The organism is Lysinibacillus xylanilyticus, from assembly GCF_001708185.1.
Classification (GTDB): domain Bacteria; phylum Bacillota; class Bacilli; order Bacillales_A; family Planococcaceae; genus Lysinibacillus; species Lysinibacillus xylanilyticus_A.
Window position 1 is genome coordinate 71414 of the sequence record NZ_MDDN01000004.1, and the last position, 15682, is coordinate 87095.

Below are 15682 nucleotides of genomic sequence, written 5' to 3' on the forward strand. Positions count from 1 at the left end.
TTGACGTAAAGCCCCCGTTAATATAATACTTAAACTTCCTCTTTTCTCATAATAGCTTTTATCCGTGCTTGTTCTTCAGTCTTATCTAAGTATTCAAAAAACCCAAGACGATTTCCCCAAGGGTCAGTAAATGTTCCCCATTTAGCTGAAACTTCTGGTCTTGAGTAAATTTCAAAGTTATCAATGTTAAGTTCTTTTATTAGTCTTTCTCTTTCCGCTTCGATATTTGTAACCCCTAAACGTAAAGGACCATTTCCTTCAGTAAGATTACCCTCTGCTACTTGTAACCAACAACCAGGTATGAGTTCCCACTCTACAAAACCATCATGTGGTATGAAATCTGGTTTCTTATCTAACAGTGTTTCATACCACTTATACCCTTCTTCGATATTAGATACTCGTACTTGAGTAGTCATTTCAAAAATCATTTTACCCCCTCCAGATTATGGTATATATATTTTTCAATACAGTTGATTAAAAACCCTTTATTAAACGTAATTTTGGATTATAACTTTTTTCTTTGGTTCGACAACTTTAACTGTATCAGTAAATGTGATAAGAAGGTTTTAAAAATGTTGCGTATTTAGTTAGACCAGTTTTGTATATCCCCTATTCCCATAGGGTCGTTTTCTGCGATTTCAAACTATCTCTACACACATTTGTTTAAACGGCTATGAATGAGTTCCTCTACCTGTGCTTTTAGTACTTGATTAGCATAACGTAGCACTTCATCCTCGCCGGCTGTTTTGATGCCATGTTTCCATCACTTTCCGAAACCTTCCTGGGCCTGGACACGTTTCGGAGATGGACTAAAATATTAAACGGCAACTGACGAAGGCAGGATCTGGGGATTGATGAGCGAGATATTTTTGTGGACCGTGCGAGTGGGAAGGATTTTAATTGTCCGCAATATCAGGCAATGAGAAAGTGTGATTCGTAATGGGGATTTTATTTATATTGATGCGTTGGATCAGTTAGGGCTAGGGCGTAATTATGATGAAATTATTCGTGTATGGAGGATATTACGCGTGCTGTTGGTGCAGACATTGTGGTGCTGGAGAATGGAACTCTGTTTGATAGTTGCAAGTTTAATGACATGAATACAGAGGATGACAAGCTTGGGTCGTTAATGGAGGAGAATGTATCTTTCAAGTATTCTAGATGTCTATATCAGAGAAATTGTAGCGCAAACAATTAATTCTACACAAGATATGTCATTCGTTTTGTATACTTTATATCAATTACCTGATTTACCGCAAGGCTGTATCTTGCATAGCGATCAAGGTTCTGTGTACACATCATATGCGTATCAAAAATCAGTCAAAGAAAAAGGAATTACCGTAAGCATGTCCCGCAAAGGCACGCCCACTGATAATTCCAATTGAAACGTTCTATCTCGACGGAATCTACCGCACGACAAATGCGCATATGATTCAAATCGTCGAAGACTACATTACCTATAATAACAATATCCGTATTCAAACAAAATTAAACAGCCAGTCCCACATACCTGAATGAAAACACGGCTATCATTCAAAAAATAACGTTACACCCGCCAGTTTACTTAAGCTAAAATGCTCTCTGACTGTATAATAGTTGGTTTATAGGAATTTCGCAACTTCACGTACCTACAATAATTTAGATTACAATTATGTTTATATAGTAACTAATTCAGCTTTCTTTTTCTTAAGTGGTGCAAGCTCTGCTAGACGTACCCAACTTAAACCAAGCGTTCCTTCACCTGCATGAACCGCTACACAAGCACTTAGTGGTAATACGGAGAAGTTTATGAGCGGATATTCGTTCTCTAAAGCTTTTTTCCAAGCGGTTGCGCCTTCTTCATCATTACAATGAATAATTGCAACTTCAGTGACAATACTTTTTTCTAGATCTGTATTTAAAACATTTTGTACATATGTTTTAGCTCTAGTCGTAGCGCGTACTTTTTCTTTCATAACGGGCTTCCCATCTTCAAATGATATGACAACTTTAATATTCAACAAGTTACTTAAAAATGCTTGAGTCCCTGAAACTCGACCACTTTTATGTAATTGTGATAAGTTAGCCGGAATAAATGAAAGCTCACTGTTATCTGCCATCTCATTGATTCTTTCAACAATATAGCCAGGTTCAAAACCTTCACGCTCTAACTGCTGACCGAGTTCAATCATTTTCATCATCGGAAATGACCCGATTTTTGAATCCACTGGATATACTTCAAATTCAGCTTGATCAGCTGCTGTGAAAGCGCTTTGATAAGTGCCCGAAAGATGTTGAGAGGTATGAATTGCAATTGCACATGTATACCCTTGTTCTTTTAATGATTTATATAAGTCTACAACTTCACCAATAGCAGGTTGTGATGTCTTTGGATTTTTTTTAGCATTTCGTAGTTTTTCGTAAAACTGATCATGTGTCATATCAACAGTTTCGCGTAAAGCCCCTTCTTCGAACACTATATTAAGTGGTAATACGTGAATTTGATTGTCCTGTATGAACTTTTCATCTAACAATGCTGCTGTATCTGTAACCCATGCAATTTTCTTTCCCATTTAAAAGTAATCCCCTTCATTTATCGTAGAATATATTCATTTTATAACTTATGTAACTATACACAGATAAGATCATCATGAGTAGTGACATTTATAATACTGTATTTATTTTTTTGCAATCTTCGACATTATTTCGACAATAATTGCGATAAAAAAGTAAGCCCGAAATATAAAAAAAGCGCACCTTTTCGGTACACACGACAAATGGCCATCTATCTGATTTTTTTCGGATAGATGGCTAATGGGGTGCTTTAGTTGAAGAAGACTCATTTAATTAATCAAATTTTTTATGAAAATCTCATACTTAGTTAGAAAGATTAACTCCATCTTGAACAATCTCTTTTCAAAATGGAGTGTTTTTGCATTTGCTGATAAATAAAGGTTGAAGAAAATTTTTTAGTCAATCTTTATTCTAAAGCTACACGTATATGATTAATCAACAACTTTTCCACCTGTGATTTAAGAGCTTGATTTGCATAACGGAGTACTACATCATTACCTGCAGTGGCAACTTGCACGTCACTAAAGTATTCATCAACTGGTTGCCAACCTACTACTCGTATACGTTTTTGTGCAAGTTCTCGTTTGAGGTTAAAATATTCTTGTCTTAGATCCTTTAGCAATGAATCCATCATTGGAAGAAATACCGTTTTCATTTTAAACTGCTCTAATTTACAGTAGTCAACCTGCAATGATTTAACTGCTAGTTCTAACAAAAGGTACTTATGAAGTAACTGTCTTTCGTCGGCTTTAATCATAATAATCAGCATCCAATTGAGCTGATTGAATACTTTGGATTGGAATACTTTTCGTTTTAAGTAGTGTTTCAAGTATGAGTTCATGAGTATTAATCGATTTAATTATTCCAGTCCACTGTGTGATTTTGTAGTCTTTCCACACTTCTAATTTTATGTCCAATTGCTGATTAAAAGCTTGATTGATTGTATTCTGTAGTTCTTCCAGTTCCCACTCAGTCAATTCTCTTGGCTGTTCTGTGCGCTCTTGTTTGTACTCTCTAAGAAGCTCCAAATGCTCCGGCAACATCATCGATGCCCATTTAATATTACCTCTGTCTTGTATCATAATAAATCACTCCTATGCCAAATGACCACCAACTAAGCGATCTCGATTAATAGCTGTACCAGCTTTTGTGAAAGAAACTGCTCTTAATATTGAGGTAGCTCCAAACCTGTTGCGTATTGCATCCATTGTAGGACCGATTATTTGACGCTGTGGCTTACGTTCATCAAATAAATCCAATTGAATGCTATGCTCTCTCTCTAAGTTGGATATTCGGACAGATAACTGCCGAGCTGGTTCACCTGCAAAATGTTTATCCAGTAATTCAATACAAGTTTTATACATCACAAGTGTTTCGCTTGTTGGTACTGCAATCGTTTTCGATCGATGGAACCCTTTGGTCATAGCATTTCGACTATAAGAAAGACCAATACTAATTGTACGGCCAACATACCCTGCATCCCGTGTTCGCTTCATTACGTCCTCACACATTTCAAGGAGCACTACAGAGATTTCTTTTCGTGTGTGGTAATCTCTCATCAGCATTTGGCCCTTCCCAAAACTTAAAGCTCCGTTTGTTATTAACGGCTCCCCTAATGTAGATAAATCGATTCCCCATGCATGGTAATAGAGTTGATTGCCCATTACACCAAAGCGCTTTTCTAATTCCTTTAGATCTGTATTAGCCAAACCACCGACTGTTTGTATCCCCATAGCATTTAGATTTGCTTCCATCTGTTTACCGATTCCCCACATTTCAGAAAGAGGTCGAACTGGCCATAATTTTTTAGGAATATCCTCATACGTCCATTTAGCAAAGCCTGTTTTCTTTGCTTCAAGGTCTAAAGCTAATTTGGCTATTAACATATTTGGTCCCATACCTACTGCACTAGGTATATTAAATTGGTCAAGAATAGCCCTTTGTATTTCCTTAGCCGTTTCTTCAGGTGAGCCCCAAAGCTTTTCAGTGCCGGTTAAATCTACAAAACTTTCGTCTACACTATACACATGTATAGCATCAACTGGGACGTAATTAGAGATCAATTTTGTAATCGTCATCGACATTTGAATAAAGAAACTCATTTTAGGCTCAAACAATCTAATGTCAGGATGTTTAGGTATTTCATAACGACGACTACCTGTTTTGATATTAAATTTTTCTTTCATTAAGGGGGATGCAGCAAGCACTACGCTACCTGGTTGGTCAAAATTTGCTACTACTGCAACTGGAGTTCTTAAAACATCTAGCCCATGTAACATCGCTACGATGCTGGCGTAAAAGCATTTCATATCGATACACATAATAGGTCTATTTGGCATACCCTCGTAGTTCATACATTTTCACTCTCTTTTCGGTAAACAGGAGTAACAGCGAGAACATTATTAATGATAAAGGAACGCTTTGCCTGCCTCGTAAAGCAAAATGCTGTAAAGGAATCACCAACAATCTTCATGATTTTCACACGCCTTTTCGTAATGGCACCCGACTTGGCTACATACATCATGCGAACTACTTGTTGACGCTGCATTGCTTTTATTAACTGTTCTTTCATCTTAGTTGCTCCTTTTCACTAGCTCTGTTAGATCTTTACTTCCCTCCCCCAAAAAACAAGTAAATATAACAGAGCTGTTTTTCATTACAGAACAAATGTTTGTATATCCATTATACGCACATACGTTCTTAATTAGAAGTGGTAATTTAAACTAATTTTTAAAGAGGATGATGTACCCTTAGAGGACAAATCAATTTCGCCTTGGCGTAATTGCGTTCGGAGGCTTTATTTTCATTCAGTAGGTGTTTGGATACCTACTGAAAAGAAACCACATCCCCATTCAACTCTCCACCTTCAAAGATAGGAGTCTTCTCTGAATGAAAATAAAATGGGCGTTCATGTAAGCCTAAACTAACATTGGTACATATTCTGTGCTGATGACAAGTATTGAAGATTAATTAGAAAGGATGTAATTATTAGCTCAAATATTGATTATACTTCTCCGTCAACACAGTTCACTTTTGATGTAAATGACAGTACTCTTTTTAAAAAAGATCAACAGAATTATATTAATATCTTAGGTGTAGAACAATTAAATACATTAGAAAATACGTCCTTGCTTGATATTTTCCTAAGTAAGGACAATGTGGTAGAACCTCACTATCATCAAAATGCAGCCGAACTTGTTTATTGTATTTCGGGTGCTGCTATCGTATCTATACTTAATCCCTTTACAAAAAAAATTGAGAACTACCCTATAAAGCCTGGTCAAGTTGCAAATGTACCGCAAGGCTGGTGGCATTATGAAGTAGCTACTGAGGATGACACGCATTTACTAGCTATTTTTGATGCTCCAACTCCTGAAGTCATTTTAGGTTCAGATATATTAACATTTACACCTGCCAATATTATGGCTCACACTTATTGTTTAGATGAAAAACAGTGGAAGAAAACCATTGCGCCAATTGTACCGTCAACATATATTGGTCCACCTAAAAACTGCAATCGTGTAAAATCGGCTTCTGAAAAACAAAAAGAATCTGATTGTAAATGTAAACATAAACCTAAACATAAACATAAGCCTAAACAGCCAAATTATATGAACCCATATCCATATCAATACCCCTATGTGTATCCTTATGGCTCCTATGGCTCCTATTATTAATTGCTAAACAATATCGCTTAACGGCTACACCTTCATCGAATAAAAATAAGTAAACAGGAAAATCTATAACTTAAAGTCATAGCTTTGTTACTACTTAAAAGAGGTGTAGAAAATGGAATTATTTCCAGTGATCCATACAAATTTTTGGGATGCCGTAATAGCCGTTCCAGCTGTGTTAATTATTACACAGCTCATTAAGGTATTTATGCATGTTCAGCCTAAATATGTTCCAACAATCGCTCTGGCTATTGGCTTGCTTATTTCTATCTTCATTAGCCATAGACACGATCTTATTGCAGGAATATTTATGGGCTTTTTTTATGGGTACGCAGCTATCGGAAACTTTGCCGCATTAAAAACAACCATTAATAGCTTTAAAAATAAGAAACGAAAGGAATAATTGTTGATTGGAGTGTTTGGGGATTAGCTTCACAGGTGGACCCTGCAGCGAAGAGACTCAGTCGGAACGGAAATCAACTTCACGTTATTGTGGTGAATTCATTTTTATAGGAATACTTTTAAGATTTATCGGAACAAAATCTCATTTTATCGGAACATTTTCTTGTTTTATCGGAACAATTTTAGTTTTTACGCAGCTCATCGGACGCCCCTGCCAGAACCTTTTATTGTAAAATACGATTAGAATTCCATTTATTAGCACATCCTAATCTCAAATAAATGAACGAAAAGATGAGTTAGGAAGTGTCACTATGGAATTGATAAATGGAAATTTAGAATCATTACGCTTTAAGGAGATTTTTAAGATTTGGACACAGCTCGGTGTTAATAATGGCTATATCGCTTCAAATCATGCATTTTTCAAACACGCTGTTGATAAAAATTTGAAGGCTATCATCGTAGAATTTATTCAATGTTTAAAAGAGGAAAATAAACAACTAACAGCGTTATTAAAGGACAACGGCGTGCTGGCCCCGCCTACAGCAATCGAATACGGAAAGTTGAAGATGGGAGATATTCGAGGAAAAACAGCTATTAATGATACAGAAATCAGCGCCATTGTATCAATGAATATTGCTTCTTCTGTTATTACAGTCAGCCAGGCTTTAGAAGTATCTGTTAAGAAGAAACATACTATAAAATATGGAGAGCTTCATATGAGGTATGCCATACTCGGTGCTAAACTAATACAGCTAAGTAAAGATAAAGGGTGGTTACTGGCCCCTGCTATAACTTAATGTAAAAGAGCTCTCGTTTTCACAAAGAGAGCTCTTTTACATATTATCTTCTTCTCACAAACAACAGCTTATACCACTGATTCACTAGGAATGGCAACACAGACAAACTATAAATAAAACCTAATTGCGCAGGGCTTAAGATAGCAACTTCAAACACACCTGTCAGCATTGGAATAAATAATACTGCGTGTAAGCTAAATAAACCGATTAAGAATGCAAGCCAAGTATATTTGTTTGAAAATATTCCAATGGCGAAGATGGATTCTTTAGCTCTGGAGTTGAAGCCATGCACTAATCGTGACAAGCATAATGTTGTAAATGCCATAGTACTCGCCGTTAACGTATCTCCCGTTGACAATCCGATCTGAAAAGCAATAATTGTAGAGATAGCAATTAATAAACCTTCGAGTACCACTTGAGTAGTAAATGCTTTATTTAATAATGGTGTATGAATATTTCGAGGCTTGTCCTTCATTGTTTTTTTATTATTCGGCTCTAGACCGATTGCAATCGCTGGCAGACTATCGGTTAGTAAGTTAATAAACAAAAGATGTACAGGTGCGAAAGGAACTGGCAAGCCTAATATTGTTGCATATAAAACAACAAAAATGGCACCAGCATTCCCAGATAATAAGAACAAAATAGCATTTTTAATGTTCGTATAGATGCTTCTGCCGTTTGCAATAGCCTTGACGATCGTTGAAAAATTATCATCCGTTAAGATCATAGAAGACGCATCTTTTGCCACCTCTGTGCCGGTGATGCCCATCGCCACACCAATATCGGCTTGTTTTAAGGCAGGGCCATCATTCACACCATCTCCTGTCATGGCAACGACCTTGCCGGTTTCCTGCCATGCTTTAACGATACGAATTTTTTGCTCCGGTGTGACTCGGGCATAAACAGAGAAATCTTTCACCTTTTCTTGTAATTGTTGATCCGTTAATCCTGCAATTTCATGACCTTCAATCGCTTCTGAGGGATCATTCAAAATACCGATTTGATGAGCTATAGCCATTGCTGTAATTTTATGGTCACCAGTAATCATCACCGGTTTGATGCCTGCTTTTATACAATTTTCAACCGCATCTTTGGATTCTTTTCTTGGAGGATCCATCATGGCCACTAAGCCAAGAAAGATTAAATCTTTTTCCGATCTTACATCAATTGCTTGATTTCCCTTTACCTCTTTGTAGGCAATTGCTAGCACCCTTAACCCATTCATAGAGAAATCGCGATTCACTGCTTCGATTTTTTGACGCTGTTGTTTTGTAATATTAACAATGCCATTTGAAGTTTCGATTTTCACAATTTTAGGTAAAAGGACATCTAATGCTCCTTTTGTAATCATGATAGATTGCTGATTGAAAGTATTTACCGTACTCATAAGCTTTCTATCTGAATCAAATGGGATTTCGGCCGTTCTTGGATAATGATCTCTTACAAGTAATTCGTCCAAGTCATATTGCTTCCCTAATTTAACAAGAGCAATTTCAGTAGGGTCACCGATTTCTTTACGGTCCCTTTCTACAGCATCATTACATAATATTGCCTTTACCATCAGATTTTTCTCAACTGCATTTCTAGTGTTTAAACGATCATATGGAATAATTTTTTCGTCCACATATACTTCTTGCACGACCATTTTATTTTCAGTTAATGTTCCTGTTTTATCTGAACAGATGACAGATACACTTCCAAGACTTTCAACGGCATAGAGCTTTCGTATAATGGCACTTTCCTTGGCCATTTTTTGTGTCCCAAAAGCTAGTACGATCGTAACAATCGAACTTAATGCTTCTGGAATAGCTGCAACAGCAAGTGAAACGGCGAACATAAACGATTCTACTAATGCACGTCCTCGAATAAGGTCAATTGTGAAAATAGCTAAACAGATTAGCGTAATACCTAAAGCTAATTTTTCGCCAAATTGATCCAAACTTATTTGTAAAGGCGTTTTCTTCTCTTTCGCCGTATCTAGTAAATTGGCAATTTTACCGATTTCAGTTTGCATTCCGATAGCTGTAACCATGACGATACCGCGACCATTTGTCACAAAACTTCCGGAGTATACCATATTCTTTTTATCAGCAACAGTTATATTGCTTTCTTTGATGGGGTCTATAATTTTCGCGACAGCAATTGATTCACCTGTTAGTGAGCTTTCATTAATATGCAAATTATAACTTTCTAATAATCTCCCATCCGCATTTATATAATCGCCAGCCTCCAAATAAAGAAGATCTCCTACAACTATATCTTCCGAAGAAACCTCTATTAGATGATTATTTCGCATGACTTTTGCAATTGGAGAAGTTAAGGCTTTTAAATTATCCAAAGACTGTTCTGCCTTGACATGTTGTACAGTACCTAGAATAGCATTTAAAATAACGACAATCATAATTACAATCGTGCTTTCTACTTCCCCTAATAGAAATGAAACGAAAGCAGCAATAATTAAAATAATAACTAATAAATCTTTAAACTGTCCAAAGAAAACGGCAAATGTACTTGTTTTTTTGCCTTCCTCTAATACATTATAACCGTATACTTCTTGTCTCTTTTGAACGTCATAATCACTCAATCCTTGATCTGTCACGTTCAAAGTTTTCATAACTTCAGCTGACGATTGTTGATGATATTCTGACATTCGATTCCCCCTCCATTTGAAATGATTAGATGATCCTGCCAATTAAAGAAACTCTCAGTATCCACCCTATTCTGAACTCTTAGGGAGAGTATAAATTCACTTGAATATACATCCTAAAAATAGTCATCAATCATCAGAATCTCTATCTACTTGGCCTCTAAAATACTGTAACTACAACAATCTATTCCTTGTCCTATTCCAGTATGATAATAATCGATAGGGAAATTAATTATTTGTCAGATAGATGAAAATATGACGTAAATTCAATCTACTCTTGCTAGCTATAACACTAAAAAAAGACATTTGGAATATGGCTATTCCAAATGCCTTTGTCACATGCATAGACTCCCTATTAGACCAGTCTTGCAATTACTTTATTATTTTACTTGTTTTTCTTTATTCGCTACTAATAAATAATCAAGTGCACTCATTCTAGTAAGTTTATGCGTGAACTTTATAGCATCTGCTTGAGAGTCAAACATGAAGTTTTCGAGTTCGTCTGTTGGTATATATTGATCAGCGATTTTACGTTTTAGTTTTCGTACAGATAAAGTGTGGGAGTCTTCTTCATATAAAATAATAGCACCCACATTGCGGTAAAGCGTCTGGTCAATCGTGGCGACAACTTTCACATTTGAACTTTTAAATTCTGTTAAATCTATTTGCATGTATTTACCAACCTCCTCTAAACTTACATTCTATCTCTAGCTATCATTGCCCTTCTTTTTCCGCAGTATTTTTGGATATTCCATCCAAATTTTCTACTCTAACATCTATGAGTTGTTGTGAGCGGAGTTCAACCCTAGCTCAGTGTCATGTGAAACTGGTGCTCTTTTTAGAGAGAAAATAGCACAGCCTAAAGCACATAAAGCTAAAATGGCACCGAAGCTAGCTAAGTGCATAACAGACCCAGTAATAGTAAACATAGCTCCACCAACAGCTGAACCTATGGATATACCGATTTGTAACGCAGCTGTATTTAAGCTTTGTTGAATATCCGATGTTTTTGGATCAATTTGTATTAGATAATTTTGTAATGGAGGTGTAAGTGCCCAGCTAAGTGCACCCCATAAAACCGTCACGATTAAAAAGAGTGGTAAAGCGACAATCGTATAAGGAATACTAAATAATACAAGGGCAAATGTTGAAACAACAATTAAAATTGCTTTTCCAGTACCAATTGTATCACTTAACCAACCACCGAGAGCATTTCCACTGACAGAAGAGATCCCGAAGATCAAATAGCAAATACTAATCCAAGAGGCGTTCATATCAAATGCTTCTACTAAAAATGGTGTTAAATAAGCATATAGCATATAATGACCAGCTAGCATAAACATTGTTGTTAATTGCGCACTTAGGATTTTTAAATTTGCTAGTGATTTAATTTGTGCCTTTAATGGAACAACTTCTACAACTGGCATTTTTTCAAGTAGTAACGCAATAAGAATCATGGATATAGCTGAAAGAAGAGCGATCCCTAAGAACACAGCTCGCCAACCAAATGCCTCTGTCACAAATATCCCTACTGGGACACCGATGACAAGTGCCGAACTTACACCTACGAAAACAAGACCTAGAGCTTTTGCACGATGTCTTGGCTCAACAATTTTTGTTGTAATCGTTAAGGATAACACAATGACCAACGCTGTACTCATCGCGGTAAAAATTCTAGCAATCATAACTGTCATAAATGTCGTACTAAAATAAGTCATCACATTTCCTAAAGTAAAAATGAATAAAGAAATAAGATAAAGGCGCTTCCTTTCCACTTTTGCCGTTAATGATAAAAGGACAGGAGCAGAGATTGCATAGACGAGAGCAAAAATAGTAATCAATTGTCCTGCTGTTGCTAAGGACACATTTAAATCCTCTGCAATTTTTGGTAATATACCTCCAACAATCAATTCCACCAGTCCTACTGTAAAGGTAGTAACGGCAAGAATATAAACTCTCCAATTCATAATAATCACCCTTCTAACCTTCATTTTTGTAGAGAGGGTTTTCTATATGTCTAAACACCTACCGAATAAAGACAAAAAAAATCCTGACTACAAAAATGAAGCAAAATTTTTGTAGTCAGGATTTTATGGTTCCTGGTAGAGACCCTCAATCCATATCATTGAGGTTATACAGTTCAAATATTTACTTTAGCTATAGTAGCATATTGAATTTTACATGACAACAATTTTTTATTGTGATTCTTCTCTCTTCTTTGTCATCCATAAACTCCAGTCATTCCGTAAAAAAAGTCCATGCAAAAGAGAGAAATTTTAGATTTTACTTATATTTTTTTAAGTTTGACCATACATAATAATAGAACGGAAAATTGCGAGGTGATTGTTTGCGTATATTAGGTTTAGTATGCTATTTTCTGATGTTGTTTTATGGCGTAGAACTAGTAGTAGAAGAGCTCACAATTGATGAGCCAACAATCATTTCCCCTAGTCTGAGCAAACAGCAAATCCCCCTAAAAGAAACTGTTGAAAATTCAACAGTTTGTGTTCATTATCCCGACTATAAAGTTTGTACGGCATTATCCGCTAACTAAAAAATCAAAGAAAGAGGCCACTCATGCGTAGCCTCTTTCTTACTGAACGTCTTTATTATTTTGAGCCAAGATGGAAGTTACTAAACGGATATAGTGTTACTTTCGCTTCACCATAAATGGCATCCTCAGAAATTAAACCATAATGGCGGCTATCGTAACTTTTTAGTCGATTGTCCCCAAGTACAAAATACATACCTTCAGGCACTTTTTTCTCTTTCAATAATTGCTCTAATGTGAAATTTTCTGTAATACGTAATTGATTAGGATCATCTGTTTGACGATTCACATAATCTTCTTTATAGGCTTTACCATTTACATACAAAACATCGTCCTTCATTTCAACTGTATCACCTGGTAGGCCAATTACTCGTTTAATATATAGTTCATCTTCTGTTGGTGATTGGAAAACAATTTGATCAAAGCGATCAATTTTACTCATTTTACTTACAATAATAATATCCTTATCATGATAAGTCGGGTACATAGAAGCCCCTTGCACTTTAATCGGTGCAAATAAAAATTGCTTACAGCCTAAAACAACTATAGCTGTAATGACGATAATTTTAAGATAGGATAGTAATTCTTTTTTAAAACTTGTTTTCTCTTCTTGCATGTTCATTCCCCGATACTGTTTTTTTATAGTATAACATTTTATACAGTGTATTGACGAATGAATCACATAAATAGTTTCGAGTTCACAAAAATGGTTCTTCACCATATTGTGAAGTTGATTTCCGTTCCGACTGGGCGCTTTGTAGCTGTCGCTTCGCTTTCGCGCAGAGCAGAGCTTCATGGGGGCGTCCAGTCTTCACGCCAATCTACTAATATACAACGCATATATTTTAAAAAATGTCATCCTCAATTTTTCCTGATGAGCCACAAAAAAAATAGACAAAGCTACATGATCACTTTGCCTAGATGTCTTCTATTTTTTTGTTTTCACGATTAATGGTTACTTTGCGTAGTAGAGTGATGCTGCTCATTCAATAAATCTACTGCTAAAACAATCCCTGCGTGTAATGCAACTGCTAATAAAATTGTGCCTATAATCATCACAATCACTCCCTCAACCATTTCTAATATTATTATACACCAAATTTTCTGATATTTCAAATAAAATAAAAAAATCATTCAACTAGGCATGCACACTACCTGAATGATTTTTTATGTTTCACATGAAAATTTTTAAGCACAATAGTTGTAAATGTCGAATAGCTGAGCTGACTGGAATTTTTTGAACTTTACGTTTAGGCACATAGCTTTGCATGCAATTATTGAGAGCTGTATACCTAAGCACCTGGGTCCTCCCATTCATTCATCTCCCTCCCTTCTTTGCCAAAAAATTCACAGCTATGATACCGAATTGATTCATTCTTATACTTTATTTCAAATGAGCTTTTAATTCCGATTGGATTTTACCTAGCTCCGTCTCATCAGGGATGTAATACCATATGTGATTAATTCTTTGGCCACCCTCAGCTTCAAATGACAGCTGATCGATATTGCCATCCATTTTTTTATAAATACTTTGTAGCTGGATTAAATCCTTCATCGTAAAATTCATGCGGACATTATCGCCTACTACATCAAGCATATCTGTAGCCTTTAATAAGATAGATGGTGTCGTTGAAGCTTTTTTCAGAACCGCCTCAATAATTTGTCTTTGGCGAATTTGACGACCAAAATCACCGCGAGGATCTTCATAACGAATACGTGAAAAAATTAGTGCCTCTTCACCGTTTAAAGTAATCTCTCCCTTTGGATAATGATGCTTATCATAGGTTAAATCCATGTCATTTTCAATTGTTATCCCACCAATCGTGTCGATAATTTGTAGGAAGCCATCCATATTGATATACACATAATAATCAATAGGAATATCTAAAAAATGCTCCACCGTATCGACCGCCATTGGGACACCACCAAATGCATAAGCATGATTAATTTTATCGACGGAATCATGGCCAATAATTTCTGTACGAGTATCTCGAGGGATACTAAGCATCTTCATCGTTTGTTTTTCAGGGTTTACCGTAACGACAATCATCGTGTCTGAACGTCCACTATCATCTTTACGTTCGTCCACGCCAAGCATTAACACAGAAAATGGCTCTTTTTTTGTCACTGTTTTTTGTTCTTTTTCTCCACTATCTGTCGTTTCTAATGGTGTATTTATTTTATTCATCGTTTTTTGGATCGAATAATAAGCAGTACCTATAAAAATTAAAAAAATTGCTATTAAGCTACCTACTATCCAAAGCCAGATTTTTTTCTTGCTCTTTTTTTCCTTAGAGCGCTTCATTTTTTTTTCCATACATAAGTCCTTTCTTGCTTACCAAATTTACCCCTCTTTTTGACGTTTTAAGTTGAAAAAAAGTTTATCTGGTCTATTTATATGCATACTAGACGAAAAAAAGACGTACACTAGTATTTACTAAATGTACGACAGACTTCCTCTATTTGCAAATTATCCCTCATTCAACTACATTGATCATAACCCGATAAACAAGTAATGAGGAATAAACCATCATAATCCATTACTTGTCTTTAATGTTACTGAGTAAAACTTCTTTTTCTATAAGCTTTTGTCTTGTATTCCTTGCACTAATTTTTCTTGAATCAGCAAATATTGCGCAATTTCTTCATCATTCAATACATCAAAAAGCTGCATAAAAACCTCTTGACCAATTGATTGGGCTTTCGCTAAGGCTTTTTCACCTTCATCCGTTATTTGTAATCGAATAATACGACGGTCAGATGGGTCATACAGTCTTTCCGCTAAACCGAGCTTTACTAATTTTTCAGCAATACTCGTCATTGCCCCTTTTGTATAGCCGAGCGTCCCTGCTAACTCAGCCTGCTTTTGCGGACCTTTCGCGTGTAACTCACTTAATACTAAAATTGGTGAGATCCCCAACGGATACGGAAACGCTTTTGTAAAACGTATAATATTGGCATTATTCATCTGTTCAACCATATGGATAAGCTTAAAAATATTTGTTTCTTTCAAAAAAATCCTCCTCAAACACCTGAGAAATTAATGAAGCTTACTGAC

At 35.9% G+C, this 15682-nt stretch carries 17 protein-coding genes, 1 pseudogene and 1 riboswitch; of the genes and pseudogenes, 5 read left to right on the forward strand and 13 right to left on the reverse strand.

The annotated features are described in order from the left end of the window. Positions 1-29: 29 nt before the first annotated feature. On the reverse strand, positions 30-428 hold the full coding sequence (locus BFJ97_RS10255; RefSeq protein ID WP_068984558.1) for a VOC family protein: 399 nt from the start codon (positions 426-428) through the stop codon (positions 30-32). 705 nt (positions 429-1133) lie between these two features. On the opposite strand from BFJ97_RS10255, the pseudogene BFJ97_RS25155 reads away from it, so the two are divergent. After that, positions 1134-1518, forward strand: a pseudogene (locus BFJ97_RS25155) (DDE-type integrase/transposase/recombinase); the annotation flags it as partial. 137 nt (positions 1519-1655) lie between these two features. Here BFJ97_RS25155 and BFJ97_RS10265 read toward each other — a convergent pair. The 5 genes from BFJ97_RS10265 to BFJ97_RS10285 form a co-directional block, all read right to left on the reverse strand. Then, positions 1656-2552, reverse strand: coding sequence for a DegV family protein (locus BFJ97_RS10265; RefSeq protein ID WP_068984560.1), 897 nt, complete (start codon positions 2550-2552; stop codon positions 1656-1658). A 407-nt stretch (positions 2553-2959) separates the two neighbouring features. Further along, positions 2960-3310, reverse strand: coding sequence for an aconitate hydratase (locus BFJ97_RS10270; protein ID WP_068984561.1), 351 nt, complete (start codon positions 3308-3310; stop codon positions 2960-2962). Continuing rightward, entirely contained in the window at positions 3303-3635 is a 333-nt protein-coding gene (locus BFJ97_RS10275) for a YolD-like family protein (protein ID WP_068984562.1), read from the reverse strand. Before BFJ97_RS10275 ends, BFJ97_RS10270 begins: the two co-directional genes overlap by 8 nt. Before the next feature lie 12 nt (positions 3636-3647). Then, positions 3648-4907 (reverse strand): DinB/UmuC family translesion DNA polymerase, encoded by a 1260-nt coding sequence (locus tag BFJ97_RS10280; protein ID WP_068984563.1) that lies wholly within the window; start codon positions 4905-4907, stop codon positions 3648-3650. Further along, the gene (locus tag BFJ97_RS10285; RefSeq protein WP_068984564.1) at positions 4904-5125 is read right to left on the reverse strand and encodes a transcriptional regulator; all 222 of its coding nucleotides are present in this window, start codon (positions 5123-5125) and stop codon (positions 4904-4906) included. The genes BFJ97_RS10280 and BFJ97_RS10285 overlap by 4 nt, the downstream gene beginning before the upstream one ends. A 415-nt stretch (positions 5126-5540) precedes the next feature. Here BFJ97_RS10285 and BFJ97_RS10290 point away from each other — a divergent pair, with 415 nt between their 5' ends. The 3 genes from BFJ97_RS10290 (at position 5541) to BFJ97_RS10300 (ending at position 7426) form a co-directional block, all read left to right on the forward strand. Beyond that, positions 5541-6230, forward strand: coding sequence for a cupin domain-containing protein (locus BFJ97_RS10290; RefSeq protein WP_068984565.1), 690 nt, complete (start codon positions 5541-5543; stop codon positions 6228-6230). A 112-nt stretch (positions 6231-6342) separates the two neighbouring features. Then, positions 6343-6630 (forward strand): hypothetical protein, encoded by a 288-nt coding sequence (locus BFJ97_RS10295; protein ID WP_068984566.1) that lies wholly within the window; start codon positions 6343-6345, stop codon positions 6628-6630. 310 nt (positions 6631-6940) lie between these two features. Continuing rightward, positions 6941-7426 carry a DUF3231 family protein gene (locus BFJ97_RS10300; protein WP_068984567.1) on the forward strand — a complete coding sequence of 162 codons (486 nt, stop codon included), beginning with the start codon at positions 6941-6943 and terminating at the stop codon, positions 7424-7426. Between the two features lie 43 nt (positions 7427-7469). Here the strand turns inward: BFJ97_RS10300 and BFJ97_RS10305 are convergent, their stop codons facing one another. The 3 genes from BFJ97_RS10305 to BFJ97_RS10315 form a co-directional block, all read right to left on the reverse strand. Continuing rightward, the gene (locus tag BFJ97_RS10305) at positions 7470-10076 is read right to left on the reverse strand and encodes a cation-translocating P-type ATPase (protein ID WP_068984568.1); all 2607 of its coding nucleotides are present in this window, start codon (positions 10074-10076) and stop codon (positions 7470-7472) included. 377 nt (positions 10077-10453) lie between these two features. Further along, complete coding sequence (locus BFJ97_RS10310) at positions 10454-10744, reverse strand: hypothetical protein (protein WP_068984569.1); 291 nt, start codon at positions 10742-10744, stop codon at positions 10454-10456. A gap of 105 nt (positions 10745-10849) precedes the next feature. After that, the gene (locus tag BFJ97_RS10315; protein ID WP_068984570.1) at positions 10850-12040 is read right to left on the reverse strand and encodes an MFS transporter; all 1191 of its coding nucleotides are present in this window, start codon (positions 12038-12040) and stop codon (positions 10850-10852) included. 92 nt (positions 12041-12132) lie between these two features. Beyond that, positions 12133-12232, reverse strand: a riboswitch (purine riboswitch). Positions 12233-12420: 188 nt separating this feature from the next. On the opposite strand from BFJ97_RS10315, the gene BFJ97_RS24115 reads away from it, so the two are divergent. Next, a complete protein-coding gene (locus BFJ97_RS24115) occupies positions 12421-12627 on the forward strand; it encodes a hypothetical protein (RefSeq protein ID WP_139114419.1) in 207 nt (68 codons plus the stop codon). Between the two features lie 55 nt (positions 12628-12682). On the opposite strand, the gene lepB is transcribed toward BFJ97_RS24115, so the two are convergent. From lepB to BFJ97_RS10335, 4 genes are all read right to left on the reverse strand, one after another. Further along, the gene (gene lepB / locus BFJ97_RS10320; protein WP_068984571.1) at positions 12683-13240 is read right to left on the reverse strand and encodes a signal peptidase I; all 558 of its coding nucleotides are present in this window, start codon (positions 13238-13240) and stop codon (positions 12683-12685) included. Between the two features lie 332 nt (positions 13241-13572). Further along, a complete protein-coding gene (locus BFJ97_RS10325; RefSeq protein ID WP_068984572.1) occupies positions 13573-13680 on the reverse strand; it encodes a transcriptional regulator in 108 nt (35 codons plus the stop codon). Between the two features lie 328 nt (positions 13681-14008). After that, complete coding sequence (locus BFJ97_RS10330; protein WP_068984573.1) at positions 14009-14941, reverse strand: LCP family glycopolymer transferase; 933 nt, start codon at positions 14939-14941, stop codon at positions 14009-14011. Between the two features lie 261 nt (positions 14942-15202). Beyond that, positions 15203-15637, reverse strand: coding sequence for a MarR family winged helix-turn-helix transcriptional regulator (locus BFJ97_RS10335; RefSeq protein WP_068984574.1), 435 nt, complete (start codon positions 15635-15637; stop codon positions 15203-15205). Positions 15638-15682: the final 45 nt, after the last annotated feature.